General features: G+C 62.3%; 19 protein-coding genes. 10 read left to right on the plus strand and 9 right to left on the minus strand.

The features are described 5' to 3' along the window. Positions 1-24: 24 nt before the first annotated feature. From CBW66_RS13115 to CBW66_RS13125, 4 genes are all read right to left on the minus strand, one after another. Positions 25-711 (minus strand): OmpA family protein, encoded by a 687-nt coding sequence (locus CBW66_RS13115; protein WP_086138579.1) that lies wholly within the window; start codon positions 709-711, stop codon positions 25-27. Between the two features lie 165 nt (positions 712-876). After that, complete coding sequence (locus tag CBW66_RS28455) at positions 877-1023, minus strand: lmo0937 family membrane protein (RefSeq protein WP_121670992.1); 147 nt, start codon at positions 1021-1023, stop codon at positions 877-879. Positions 1024-1189: 166 nt separating this feature from the next. Continuing rightward, on the minus strand, positions 1190-1435 hold the full coding sequence (locus CBW66_RS13120) for a hypothetical protein (protein ID WP_086138580.1): 246 nt from the start codon (positions 1433-1435) through the stop codon (positions 1190-1192). A 165-nt stretch (positions 1436-1600) separates the two neighbouring features. Continuing rightward, positions 1601-2257, minus strand: a complete 657-nt coding sequence (locus tag CBW66_RS13125; protein ID WP_086138581.1) for a glycine zipper 2TM domain-containing protein — start codon at positions 2255-2257, stop codon at positions 1601-1603. Positions 2258-2432: 175 nt separating this feature from the next. Between CBW66_RS13125 and CBW66_RS13130 the strand changes: the two genes are divergently transcribed. Then, positions 2433-3209, plus strand: a complete 777-nt coding sequence (locus CBW66_RS13130; RefSeq protein WP_086138582.1) for a Crp/Fnr family transcriptional regulator — start codon at positions 2433-2435, stop codon at positions 3207-3209. A 119-nt stretch (positions 3210-3328) separates the two neighbouring features. Here the strand turns inward: CBW66_RS13130 and CBW66_RS13135 are convergent, their stop codons facing one another. Together CBW66_RS13135 and CBW66_RS13140 are read right to left on the minus strand one after the other, a co-directional pair. After that, positions 3329-3547 (minus strand): glycine zipper 2TM domain-containing protein, encoded by a 219-nt coding sequence (locus CBW66_RS13135; RefSeq protein ID WP_086138583.1) that lies wholly within the window; start codon positions 3545-3547, stop codon positions 3329-3331. Between the two features lie 169 nt (positions 3548-3716). Further along, positions 3717-5753 (minus strand): AsmA family protein, encoded by a 2037-nt coding sequence (locus CBW66_RS13140; RefSeq protein WP_086138584.1) that lies wholly within the window; start codon positions 5751-5753, stop codon positions 3717-3719. A 260-nt stretch (positions 5754-6013) separates the two neighbouring features. On the opposite strand from CBW66_RS13140, the gene CBW66_RS13145 reads away from it, so the two are divergent. The 7 genes from CBW66_RS13145 (at position 6014) to CBW66_RS13175 (ending at position 10379) form a co-directional block, all read left to right on the plus strand. After that, a complete protein-coding gene (locus tag CBW66_RS13145) occupies positions 6014-6418 on the plus strand; it encodes a DUF4398 domain-containing protein (protein WP_086138585.1) in 405 nt (134 codons plus the stop codon). Between the two features lie 19 nt (positions 6419-6437). Continuing rightward, positions 6438-7337: an OmpA family protein gene (locus CBW66_RS13150; RefSeq protein WP_086138586.1), complete on the plus strand. Its 900-nt coding sequence runs from the start codon at positions 6438-6440 to the stop codon at positions 7335-7337. A gap of 87 nt (positions 7338-7424) precedes the next feature. Then, entirely contained in the window at positions 7425-7961 is a 537-nt protein-coding gene (locus CBW66_RS13155) for a bacterioferritin (protein WP_086138587.1), read from the plus strand. Positions 7962-8020: 59 nt separating this feature from the next. Further along, the gene (locus tag CBW66_RS13160) at positions 8021-8323 is read left to right on the plus strand and encodes a YqjD family protein (RefSeq protein WP_034758939.1); all 303 of its coding nucleotides are present in this window, start codon (positions 8021-8023) and stop codon (positions 8321-8323) included. An 18-nt stretch (positions 8324-8341) separates the two neighbouring features. Further along, complete coding sequence (locus tag CBW66_RS13165; protein ID WP_070224915.1) at positions 8342-8728, plus strand: phage holin family protein; 387 nt, start codon at positions 8342-8344, stop codon at positions 8726-8728. Positions 8729-8749: 21 nt separating this feature from the next. Further along, entirely contained in the window at positions 8750-9088 is a 339-nt protein-coding gene (locus CBW66_RS13170) for a hypothetical protein (protein ID WP_070224916.1), read from the plus strand. A gap of 136 nt (positions 9089-9224) precedes the next feature. Continuing rightward, positions 9225-10379 carry a patatin-like phospholipase family protein gene (locus CBW66_RS13175; RefSeq protein WP_086138588.1) on the plus strand — a complete coding sequence of 385 codons (1155 nt, stop codon included), beginning with the start codon at positions 9225-9227 and terminating at the stop codon, positions 10377-10379. 24 nt (positions 10380-10403) lie between these two features. On the opposite strand, the gene CBW66_RS13180 is transcribed toward CBW66_RS13175, so the two are convergent. The 3 genes from CBW66_RS13180 to CBW66_RS13190 form a co-directional block, all read right to left on the minus strand. Beyond that, complete coding sequence (locus CBW66_RS13180; RefSeq protein ID WP_086138589.1) at positions 10404-10706, minus strand: hypothetical protein; 303 nt, start codon at positions 10704-10706, stop codon at positions 10404-10406. Positions 10707-10750: 44 nt separating this feature from the next. Next, positions 10751-10903: a DUF3309 family protein gene (locus CBW66_RS13185; RefSeq protein WP_010396415.1), complete on the minus strand. Its 153-nt coding sequence runs from the start codon at positions 10901-10903 to the stop codon at positions 10751-10753. Between the two features lie 67 nt (positions 10904-10970). Beyond that, positions 10971-11417 (minus strand): glycine zipper 2TM domain-containing protein, encoded by a 447-nt coding sequence (locus CBW66_RS13190; protein WP_070224919.1) that lies wholly within the window; start codon positions 11415-11417, stop codon positions 10971-10973. A 270-nt stretch (positions 11418-11687) separates the two neighbouring features. On the opposite strand from CBW66_RS13190, the gene CBW66_RS13195 reads away from it, so the two are divergent. Continuing rightward, positions 11688-12242 carry a hypothetical protein gene (locus tag CBW66_RS13195; RefSeq protein WP_086138590.1) on the plus strand — a complete coding sequence of 185 codons (555 nt, stop codon included), beginning with the start codon at positions 11688-11690 and terminating at the stop codon, positions 12240-12242. Between the two features lie 82 nt (positions 12243-12324). Beyond that, entirely contained in the window at positions 12325-12636 is a 312-nt protein-coding gene (locus CBW66_RS13200; RefSeq protein WP_046682432.1) for a BON domain-containing protein, read from the plus strand.

Raw genomic sequence — 12636 nt, forward strand, 5'->3', positions numbered from 1 at the left:
AGGCGCAATAGGCGCGCTTCGGTGTTACCCCCGTGGAGCGAGCTCCGCGACATAAATTTCCACGCGGCGATTGCGTGCGCGTCCCGAGGCATCCGCATTCGAGGCGATCGGCTCGCGGGCGCCGCGGCCTTCCGTGACGATGCGCGTCGGCGAGACGCCGCGCATGGACAGGTAGTCGCGCGTGTGGGCCGCGCGCTCCACCGACAGCGGTTCGTTGATGGAATCGCTGCCCGTGCTGTCCGTATGGCCGATGATGCTGACCGTGGTGTTCGGGTTTTCGTTCAGGGTGGCGGCAAAGCGGTCGAGGATGGGGCGGAAGTTGCCCTTGATGTCGGCGCGGTTGGTGTCGAAGGAAATGTCGCTCGGGATTTCCATTTTCAGGCGGTTATCGGCCGTTTGCGACACTTGCACACCAGTCCCCTGTGTCGCTTGCTCCATCGCGCGCTTCTGGTTTTCCATGCGGTTCGACCAGATATTGCCGACCACGGCGCCAGCTGCGGCACCGATCAGCGCGCCGCCGGCCGTGCGGCCGCTGCTGCCGCCACCGGTGGTGCCGCCGATCAAGGCGCCCAGGCCCGCGCCGATGCCAGCGCCCGTGGCCGTGCCACGTTGCGTCGAGGACATATCCGCGCAGCCGGTGGCGGCCAGCGCGATCACCAGCATGCCGATCAGGGATGTGGCGCCAGGGCCTTTTTTGAATGCTTCTTTCATGGATTTTCTCCTTGTTTTGTTATTGGGACATACCCAGGAATTACCTGCACACGTTACTGCAAAATGCCGCAGTGTGCCAGTGCGCGCGCACTGTACGTAAAAGGCGGAAAAAGGGCGGCGCCCGTTTGCACGCGCGCCGCCCCTGTCTGGCCAATGGATTGGCCTCTATAAACCGCGCCCGCTGATCAAACGCAACAGGATCATGATGACGGCCACCACCAGGAGGATGTGAATGAAGCCGCCAATGGTATAGGAAGTTACCAGGCCCAGCAGCCAAAGAATAATGAGTACGACGGCGATTGTATACAGCATGATGTGTCCTCCGAGAGTAATGTGTGGATGACGGCGGCTGCCGTGGCCTTGCGCTGTCATCAGTTTTTGTCATTGCGCGGCGACCGGGTCGCTGAACGCTTATGCCATGACTAAGTGTCTACTTTGTTTTCATTGCGTTCTGTACGCTGTCGTACACAAGGCTTAACTAGCGGGAGCGGTCGGCGCGTTCATCGGCCATGCCAGGTATCCAGGCCAGCATGCCGGCCATGCCGACGGCGCCAGCTAGGCAGCTGACCATGCCGCCGGTCAACAGCAGCATGACGCCAAACACGGGCGCGCTTGTTTGCACGGGCGCCAGATCCAGCGCGCAAAAGCCCAGCGCCGTGGCCAATATGCCGCCACCGATAAAGCCGAGCCAGATCCGGTGACTGTTTGTCTTGTCGTTTTCCATCGCACCTCCTTGAAGATATTCGTTGAACTTTCTTGAATGCATCATCTCGCGGGACGGCAAACTCATCTGTACGCCAACGAACATTGTCAAAAAGAAAACGCCCGGACAGGCCGGGCGTGTGTTGAATTTGCAACTCATCGCGGCAGCGGCGCCGCCGCGCTTCGCTTAACCCATGGCGCGCAAGCCGCCGTTGACGACGCGCACGCGATCGCCCTGGCGCCAGTTCGGCGCGGCGCTCTGATGTACGGTGCGCGTCTTGCCGTTATCGAGGCGCACGACGATGTTGTAGCTGCGCGTGGCGCGCACGCTGCCTTCGATCTGATTACCGGCCACGGCGCCGCCGACGGCGCCCAGCACGGTGGCCAGCTGCCTGCCGTGGCCGCCGCCTACCTGGTTGCCCAGCAAGCCGCCGACGACGGCGCCGCCGGCCGCGCCCACGCCGCTGCCTTCGGCGCGCGTATTGACTTCATGGATGGCTTCGATCACGCCGCAATTGCCGCATACCTGCGGTGCCGGCGCCGGGGCGGCCGCGTACTGCGGTTGCTGCTGCGGCTGGCGCACTGGTTGTTGTTGCTGTTGCTGCTGCTGAGGCGGCAGGGCGGCCAGCGGCTGCGCGCCGGCAGGCTGCAGGTTCGTTTGCGGCTGGTTCGCCTGCAGGTTGGCCATCTGCTCGGCCGAGGTGCCGGCCGCCAGCGGCTGGCTGTCGCTCTGGGACGAAGGCAGCCAGCCCATCAGGGCCGCCGTGCCCACTCCGCAGAACAGCAGGACGGCGACGGCGGCGGCAAGTACCAGCGGATGGAGGGATTTGGTGGTGGTGGTCATGGAAAGCTCCTTGTTTTTTTAAAATAATGAAATGGGTAGTGCTGTTATCCGTGCATACGGCCAGTGTGCTGTACTGCTTGCCGCGCTTCCGTGCGTCACCGTACATACATGGGCGGTACTGCACCGTAGGCTAAGTAAAAATTATGTCGAGTTGTAACGACACCAAGGAAAAGCAATGCCACCAACGAACGCCAGCATGACCCTGTCCCGCGACACAGGCCGATCCGGCCTGGGGTCGTCCGTGGGCGCGCCTGACGCCGGCAACCGCTTGCTGGCCAGCCTGCCCGAGCACGATTTGCGGCACCTGACGGCGTTGTTCGATACCGTCACGGTCGAGGTAGGCGAGGTGCTGTACGAACCGGGCCAGCCTATCGGCCACATTTATTTCCCCCGCGACTGCCTGATCTCGCTGCTGGCCGTGGCGGAAGGCCGCATGACCCTGGAAGTGGGCTCGGTCGGCCGCGAAGGCGTGCTGGGCGCGTCCGTCGCGCTCGGCCACGACCTGGCGCAAGTGCGTGCCGTGGTGCAACGTTCCGGCATGGCCAGCCGTATCGCGCGGGCCGATTTCTGCGCCGAGTTCGCCCAGCTCGAGTCCCTGCAGCGCTTGCTGTACCGCTACACGGACACCCTGCTGGCGCAAGCCATCCAGATTGCCGTGTGCAGCCGCTTCCACGTGCTCGAGGCGCGCCTGGCCCGTTCGCTGCTGATCACGCGCGACCGCCTGCAATCCGAAAAATTTCACCTCACGCATGAATTCCTCGCCCATACCCTGGGTGTGCGGCGGGTAGGCGTGACCAAGGCAGCGAGCGCGCTGCAACAGCAAAAACTCATCACTTACAGCCGCGGCAATATCGAAATCCTTGATTCCGCCGGCCTGGAATCCGTATCCTGCCGCTGCTACGAGCTGGTCAAGGATAGCGGCACCATCGGCATGGCCAACGTCTTCGTCTGACTTTCCTCGCTTGCCTTGCATCAGGCCTGCCTTCATCCCGCTGGCTTTTATCCTTGTGCCGCGGACGCAAAAAAGCGGGGCGGGCGCCTGCGCACCCACCCCGCTTTCTTGAGCAACAATTACTTCGGCTTGACCTGGTTGCCGATCACGCCGCCGACAGCGGCGCCGCCGACTGCGCCGACGGCGCTGCCGCCCGTCAGCACGGAACCGGCAACGGCGCCGACGCCGGCGCCGATGGCCGTGTTTTTATCCTGGGCGGACATGTTGGCGCAAGCCGTCAGGCTCAGCAGCAGGGCGGCAACGGAAGTGGTAGCGGCGATTTTTTTAATGATTTGCATGATAGTTCTCCTATGAATTCGGACCTCGTGGCGCCGGCATGGTATGGGCCGGATGACTTCGTGACGCCGTGTGTTTCAGGCACGATCACAGCATAGGATTGCGGCAAGGCAGGGTCTGTTCGGCAACGCACATAGGGGTGTAACAATTGTAAAGGCGCCCACGCCGCGTTCAGCGCGCCTTGCGTACGCCTTTCCCCGGCTTGGGCGCCACCGGTTTCACGCGCGCCTGGGCCAGCAGTGCCGCGCACTCGCTATCCTCGACGGGGCCGGTATTCACCAGCGGCAGCAGCGCCGCCACGGGCGCCACCACGGCCAGCGCCAGTGCGCCGCCGGCACGCAAGGCCAGCACGCCCTTGTCGACGCTCACGTCGGGCTTGCTGAAAGTGCCATGCACATACAGGGGCGAGCGCAGCGAAAAGACGCGCAAGCCCTTGCTGTCCGGCCGCAAGGTCAGGTCCAGCCGTTCATCGGCCAGGTTCACCGTGCCATCGATATACAGGACGGCATCATCCGTGTCGACGATGAACTGGCGTGTGCGCATCAATCCTTTGGTGACGGCGAAATCGGCGGCCATGCAGTTCAGCTTGACCTGCTTGTCGCCAGCCAGTTTGGCCAGCACGACGCTGCCGATATTCAAGCCCATTTCTTCCAGCAGCAGCTTGCTGATGCTGCCCCGGTTGATCAGCGCGCGCACTTCGCCGTTCGAGCTGCCCAGCAAGGTGGCGACGGAATTGCCCGTGGCCGACAGCGAAGCGTCGCCATTGATTTCGCCCACGCTGGCCTGCAGGGCGGGCAGGCGGGGAAACAGTTGCTGGATGTGCAGATGACGGGCACTGGCCTTGAGTTCGGCCGCGATGCCGTTGGCGATGACCTTGCCGCTGCCGTCAAGCTTGATTTGCGACGTCAGGGTGCCGCCCGCCACGTTGAAGTTGAGCGGCGTCAATGACAGCACGCCATCCGTCAGCACCACATGCGTGTCGAGCTTGCTGATCGGCAGCTCGGCATCGCGCGTGATTTTATCGGCTGTGTAGCGCACGTCGGCGTCCAGGCTGGTCCATCGCTCCGTCTTGAATGTTTCCACCGGCAGCACGCGGCCGGCCGGCTGTGTCGATGTCACGCCCCGTTCCTTTTTGCTGGCGCTGGAATCGGCACCCACCAGCGGGCCCAGGTCGGAAAATTGCAGCAGGCGCGAGTGGACTTCGCCCGTCAGACGCTTGCGCGGCTTGCTGGCGGAAAAGGCCAGCTTGCCGCCGATGTCGCTCGATCCCACCTTGCCGCTGAACTTGTCATACACCCATTCGCCGCCGCGCGGCGCCACGGTGCCCGTCAAATGGCCTTCCGTGCTGAAGTGCGGCGTTTCCGGCAGCAATACGCCCGTCAAGGGATACAGCCGGGCCATGCTGGGTCCCGATAGCTTCAGGCGCACGTCGAGCGCGGCCAAGTCCGCCGGACGCGTCAGGGTGCCTTCGATGGCCACGCTGCTGCCGCCCGCGCGCATGTCGGCCTGGATGGGGAAGGGCCTGCCTTGCTGCTGCAGCGACAGCACGCCGCCCGCCTTGCCGCCGCCCTTGATGGTTTCTCCATGGTATTTGCCCGATAGCGTCCAGGCGATGCCGTAGCGCGTATCGCCGGCGATGGTGTCGACATCGGCGCGCATGGCCGTGCCCGTCACGTCATCGTCGAGCACGACCGTGCCCTTGCTGAAGACCACGCTTTGCAGTTCCAGCTGCCACGGCGATGGCTGTTGCTGCTTGTCGAAGGTCCAGTTGTTCTTGCCGTCCTTGTTGCGCAACAAATTCACCTGCGGCGTGTCGAAACGCAATTCGGGGATGACGATCTTTTTGTCCAGCAAGGCCAGGGGATTGAGCGAAAACGCCAGCTGGCTGACGCTGGCCAACGGCGCCTGGTCACCCGTCCCCGCCATGGCGCTCGGGTTGCCCAGGCGAACGTCCTTTGCCTGCAAGTGCGGCCACGGCAGGTAGGCGCGCCAGCTTGGTTGCCCCGCCGCCGTTGGCTGCTGCCACGTCAGCGTCAGGTCGCCGGCAATGGCGAACGGTCTCCCCAGCGCTTCGCTGGCGCGCGCGTTGAGCCAGGGCTTGGCGCGATTCCAGTCCATATTCATCAGGACGATGGCGGCCGTGACGGGCAGGGCGATGAGCACGGCAGTGCTGGCGAGGGCGATTTTCTGGCGGCGTGACAGTTGCATGGTGAACGATTCTTTCTGGACAAGTATTCACGATGCTACAGGAATCGCTCCAAAGCCGGGCCCGTTTCTCGCTTTTGCGGTCCGGCACGTGCGCTGGCGCACGTTGCCGATGCAAGTATTGTCGATTTCCTACTCTATGTGCGGCACCGAACGGATATGCGGAGAGCCGGAGCCTATAACGTCATACATCAAACGCAGTTCCTGATTCCAGATGTACCGACGTTGATACCTACGCTTAACAATTCTCCAGGAGAAAAAAAATGACAAACCGAGATTTCAAGATGTCCCCACTGGCCGCCCTGGCCGCCTGCGCCACGGCCGTTGTCCTGATGACGGGCTGCTCCAGCATGAAAACGCCGGCCACGGCCGATGTCGCCGTGTCGCGCGCCGCCGTCGATAACGCCGCCAGCGCCGGCGCCGCCGACCTGGCACCCGATGAAATGCGTTCGGCCCGGGAAAAAATGCGCATGGCTAACCAGGCCCTGAAAGACCGCGACTACAAGACGGCGCGCGACCTGGCCGACCAGGCGCAAGCCGATGCCAAGCTGGCGCAAAGCAAGGCCAACTCGGCCAAAGCCACCAGCGCCGCCGATGAAATCAACGAGAACATCCGCGTCATGCGCGAAGAGCTCGACCGTGCCAACCAGCAAGCCCCAAAACAATAACTAATAACAGGACCCCATCATGAAAAAAGCTACCTACACCACCATCCCCGGCCTGCTGGCCATGGCCGCTTTTGTTGCCGCCTGCAGCTCCGCACCGACCACCACCAGCCTGCTCGACCAGACGCGCGGCGACTACATGGCGGCGCAATCGAATCCGATGGTATCGACCTATGCGCCGCGCGAATTCCGCGAAGCGAGCGCTGCCCTGGAAGCGGCAAATGCCGCCGCCACGCGCCAGGAAGATAGCGAAAAAGTCGACAAGCTGGCCTACCTGGCCAAGCAAAAGATAGCCACGGCGCAAGAAGTCGCCAAGCAGAAAGCGGCCGAAGCCGATATCGCCAACGCGGGCAAGCAGCGCGACCAGTTGCGCCTCGATGCGCGCACGCAGCAGGCTGACCAGGCCACGGCCCGTGCCCAGGCGGCGCAGGCCGATGCGGAAGCGGCCAAGGCCCAGGCGCAAGCGGCTGAAGCGTCGGCCCGCGATGCGCAGGCGCGCGCCGCCGGGCTCGAAGCGCAGCTGGCCGATCTGGCCGCCAAGAAAACCGAACGCGGCATGGTCATTACCCTGGGCGACGTGCTGTTTGGCACGGACAAGGCGAACCTGACGGCCGATGGCATGAATACGGCGCGCAAGCTGGCCGAGGTGCTGAAAAACAACCCGCAGCGTACCGTGCTGATCGAAGGCTTTACCGATAGCACGGGCGGTTCCGCGCATAACCTGGAATTGTCGCAACGCCGCGCCGAATCCGTGCGCAATGCGCTGCTGGAGCAAGGCATCAGCCGCGACCGCATCGCCACGAAAGGCTATGGCGCCGCCTATCCGGCCGCCGGCAACGATACGGCAGCGAACCGCCAGCTGAATCGCCGGGTGGAAATCGTCCTGTCCGAGGACAACACGGCCATTCCCGCCCGCCGCTAAGCCGCACCGCCTGGTGCGGCAGTAGAAAGGCAGCACCGGCCGCAATCTGGCCGGTGGATACCCATGTAATACTTGAAAGGAAGCATCATGACACTAACATCTGTTGAGACTCCAGCCGGCATCGATACGGCCGCCATCCGCGCCGCCGCGAAAAACCTGGACGACGGCGCCGTGACGGCCGGCTACCAGGCCGACCGCGAGGAGTTGATCACCCTGTTGAATGGGGCGCTGGCCACTGAACTGGTGTGTATTGCGCGGTATAAACGCCATTACTACACGGTGAGCGGACGCGACAACGGCAGCATCAAGGCCGAGTTCCTTGAGCATGCGCAGCAGGAGCAGGAACACGCCGACTGGCTGGCCGAACGCATCGTGCAACTCAATGGCAAGCCAGATTTTAATCCTGCAACATTGCTTGCGCGCAGCCATGCCGAGTATGATGACTCCGAAGACGTGCAAAGCATGGTGCGTGCCAATCTGATCGCGGAACGGGTAGCCATCGAATCGTATCGCCAGATGATCGTGAAAATTGGCGACAAAGACCCGACCACGCGTCATTTGTTGATCAAGATCATGGCTGTCGAGGAAGAGCACGCCGATGATATGCGCGATCTAATGGAATAGTGTTTTTGAGTAAAGTAGGTATAGTAACTACATTCATCCACAAGCTAAGGAGCTGAACCATGTTGGAAAACAATATCACCACCGTCAATAACGATGTCAAAACCCTGGTCAAGGATGCGCAAGCCCTGTTCAGCGCCGCTGCCGCCCTGACCGGCGAAAAAGCCGATGAAGTGCGCATCAAGGGCATGAAAACCCTGGACGCGGCCCTGGCCAAGGCGCATGAAGCGCAAGCGTCGGCCATCGTCGCCACCAAGCAGATGGCTGCTCAGGCGGATGGCTACGTCAAGGAAAACCCATGGCGCACGGTAGCCGTCGCCGCTGGCGTCGGCGTACTGGTCGGCTTCATCCTGGGCCGCAAGTAATCCATTGTCAGGAGCGATATGGACAAGTCTGCTTCGTCTCACCAAGGGCCGGGATTGATCGGCTCGGTCGCCGGCCTGGCCAAAAACGCCGTCGGACTGATGTTGTCGCGGCTGGAACTGGCCACCATCGAACTGTCGGAAGTGCGCAATCACATGCTGCAGCTCGTGGTCATTTTCGCCCTGGCGACAGTGGCGGGCTTGTTTGCCATCGCTTACGGCAGCGTACTGATCGTTTTCCTGGCCTGGGATAGCCTGGGCTGGAAGATCCTGGCGATCATGACGGTCGTGTTCGTACTGCTGGCCATCGCGCTGGTCATGTATGCGCGCGCCATGCTGCGTCAAGGAAAGCTGTCCATGCCCGCCACCATGGCGGAATTGAAGGCCGACCGCGACATGCTGATGTAAGCGGGCTCACGAGGAGAATTCATGTCGGAAACCGACAAACTGGCGGCGCAAGCCGCCCGCAAGCGCCTGCTGATTGCCCAGGGCGAAATGTATCGCGTGGGCATCGTGCATGCGCGTGCCAACGTGGGCTATGCCCTGCGTCCCGAATCGCTGCTGCAGGGCGTGGTAGAAACGGCGGTCGGCTTTGCCGGCCACCGCGTCGAGTCCCTGCTGGCGCCGGGCGGCATGCGTTTGCAGGGCGCCATGCCCTACGTGCTGACGGCGCTATCGTTTATCGGGCGCAAGAAGCTGGTCAAGCCGGCCCTGGTCCTCGTGGCCGTAGCCGCCGTGGCCGCCAGCTGGCTGCGCCGAAAGCGTTGAACGCCAGCCATGTTGCACAGGAACGCCGTCATTGACGGCGTTTTTTTTGCCCGTACCCAACGTCCGGCACGGGCAGGCGCAATCCCTTACAATGATTCACACCGTATTTCGCGCGGCGGACAGAGGGGCCATCTTGATGACGAATTCGAAGACACCAATCAATCAGTTAAATCCCTCGCGCCTGCGCATCGTGCTGGTGCTGCAGGGCGGCGGCGCACTGGGCGCCTACCAGGCCGGCGTCTATCACGCGCTGCACGAACATGGCCTGGCGCCCGACTGGGTGGTGGGCACCTCGATCGGCGCCATCAATGCCGCCATTCTGGCAGGTAACAAGCACGAAGACAGGCTCGTGCGTCTGAAGCAGTTCTGGCAGCGCATGGCGCACCGCGACAGCGTCGACATGAACCTCGTTTCGGACCAGCAGCGCCGCTCGAACATCTGGCTGGCCACGCTCGATACCGTGCTGCGCGGCGTGCCCGGCTTCTTCAAGCCGCGCGCCTTCAGTCTGTTTCCCGTCGGAATCGCCGTCAAGCCGGAAGAGGCCAGCTTTTATGACACCAGCGAGTTGGCCGATACCCTTGAGGAACTGGTCGATTTCGATTATCTGAACCAGCCCGGCGGCATGCGCCTGACGGTCAATGCCCTGCGCGTCAAATGCGGCAGCCTCACCAGTTTCGACAGCCAGCAGCAGCCCCTGACGGCGGACCATATCCGCGCCAGCGGCGCCTTGCCGCCCGGCTTTGCCGGCGTGCGCGTCGATGGCGATTTATACTGGGATGGCGGCCTGTACTCGAACACGCCGCTGGAAACCGTGCTCGACGACACGCCCCACGTCGATACCCTGGTCTTCATGGTCGACCTGTGGAGCTCGGAAGGGCCGGAACCGACCACCCTCGATGAGGTGCAGACGCGGCAAAAGGACGTCACCTTCGCGTCGCGCTCGAAGCGGCATATCGCCGATTATGTCAATACACATACCTTGCAGCGCAAATTGCGCGAGTTGTACGCTGGTCTGCCCGACACAAAGCACAACCGTCAGCAGACGGAAGAGCTGGTAGCGCTGGGCTGCGACAGCACCATGCACATCGTGCGCCTGCCGTATGCGGGGCGCGACTGGCACATGGCGGCCAAGGACATCAATTTCTCCAAGGGCTCCATCGAGTGGCGCTGGGAGCAGGGCTACCAGGATGGCTTGCGCGCGATCAAGGCGGCCGGCTGGCTGGCCTTCGTCACCGAAGACACGCCGCTCGTGGTGCACGAACTGCCGCCCTACGAGCGCGATGCCGCCTGATCCGGCGTTGCCCGAAACGGCACATCACTGCGGATGCGCCGCTACACGCAGTTTTTCCGCGTTCGCCATGTCTTGCCGGTAAGTATCTTGCGCCTCCTTCAGGCAGCTGGCGCGCGTGGCGGACGGTTCCGAACGACATGCTTTTTTGGCCTCGGCCAGGGCGGCGGCGATTTCCTTGCGCAAAGTGCGCAGCTGGGCTTGCGCCGTGCTGTCTTCCTGGTACCAGCGTTGCGGGTCGCCCGGCTGCGGCGTGGCCGTCTGCGCCAGGGCCATCGGCGCCAGGCTGCAGGCGAACAGGGTGGCCAAGAGTGTATTGTGGATAGTCATGATATTTCCTCCTTGAAATAAAAAAGGCGCCGTAGCGCCTTTTTTTACAACCTGCCCGTCAGTAATAGCAGGATCAGTATCACTACGACCAGGCCGGCGATGCCGCTGGGGCCGTAACCCCAGTTGCGGCTATGCGGCCAGGTAGGCAGGACGCCGACCAGGGCCAGGATCAAGATGATCAGAATGATGGTGCCCATGGCAACTCCTTGTTATGGTACGACTCATGCGGTATGGCGGATGCCTGCTGACAAGCTCCGCCGAGAATTAATAGCGGTAGACGCGGCCGTCGACGACGCGCACGCGGTTGCCCGGGCGCAAATCATTCGCATTGTCCTGCACTACGGTACGGTATTCGCCATTGTCGAGACGCACGCTGATCTGGTAGGCCTGCGCCTGCTGCCTGCGGCCTTCGACCTGGTTGCCCACGACGCCGCCGGCGACGGCGCCCGCCACGGTGGCGGCCGTGCGTCCGCTGCCCGAACCGATGGTATTGCCCAGCAGGGCGCCGGCGATGCCGCCGACCACGGCGCCCGCGCCGCTGGTTTGACCGCCACCCTGCACGATCTGGATGGAGTCGACGGTGCCGTACATGGCGGACTCAGGCTGGTTGGCCGGGTAATACTGTTGTGATTGGGTAGGACCGGTGGCGCAACCGCTCAGTACGGCGGTGGCGGCGAGCATCAGTGCAGCCAAGGTGGCGTTGGTTTTCATTTTATTCTCCTGACGAGGTGAGGGTGTAGTGCCATCTTAGTCATGCCCCTGTCCCCGGTCTGTACGCTGCCGCACGTACTTATTTGCAGTCGAAAAGGGTACTGCGAGCTGGAGCGATCCGGCAAAAACGTGGTTATTTCTCCATATTGACCTTCCGCTTTCAAAATAAACTACTTGTGTACGGCAGCGTACAGAAGGGTGGCCGCGATCCACGTAAAACGGTAGTCATGCCAAGCAGACATGTTTGGCACCACCAGGGAGAAATGCAATATGAACAAGAACAAGCTCTTCACCGCCATCGTCGTCAGCCTGGCATGCGCCGCCTGGGGTGGCCAGGCAGTGGCCGCCACGCCGGAAGCGAAAGCGGCCTACAAGGCGGCCAATGAACAGGCGGCACTGAACTACAAGCTGGCGCATGCCGAGTGCGAAAAAATCACGGGCAACCCCAAGGATGTCTGCATCGCCGAAGCCAAGGCCGTGCGCGCCTACGATGAAGCCGTGGCCCAGGCGCAATACACGAATACCCTGCGCGCCTACACCAAGGCGCGCATCAAGATTGCCGATGCCAATTACGACGTCGACCTGGCGCGCTGCAATGCGCTGACGGGCAACGACAAGGATGTCTGCGTCAAGCTGGCCAAGTCCACCAAGGTGGCGGCCCTGGCCGACGCCAAGGCGGACAAGAAAGTCATCGAAGCGCGCAGCGATGCGCGTGAAGCAAAAAGAAAAGCCGAGTACAAGGTCGCGACAGAAAAATGCGATGCATTGGCCGGCGCAGCCAAGGATGACTGTATCAAGGCTGCAAAAACCCAGTTTGACTACTGAGCTCCCTCGGGCGCGCAGTTGCCACACTGGTATAAGAAGCTCATTGTGAGCACATTGATTGACCACTCCTAAGGAAAAAACCATGAAATTCACTAAATCTATCGCTACTGGCCTTTTCGTCGCTTCCCTGTTCGCCGTTGCAGGTTGCGCATCGACCCCAACCAAGGAAGGCACGGGCGAGTACATCGACGACGCGGCCATCACCACCAAAGTGAAAGCCAGCATCTTCAACGAGCCTACCCTGAAATCGACGGAAATCAACGTTGAAACCTTCAAGGGCGTGGTTCAGCTGAGCGGCTTCGTGGCCCAGCCATCCGATGCCGCCAAAGCGGGCGAAGTTGCCCGTGGCGTCAAGGGCGTGAAGTCGGTGAAAAACGACATCCGCGTCAAGTAA

Origin of the sequence: Janthinobacterium sp. GW456P, assembly GCF_002127655.1 — a bacterium.
Classification (GTDB): Bacteria; Pseudomonadota; Gammaproteobacteria; order Burkholderiales; family Burkholderiaceae_D; genus Janthinobacterium.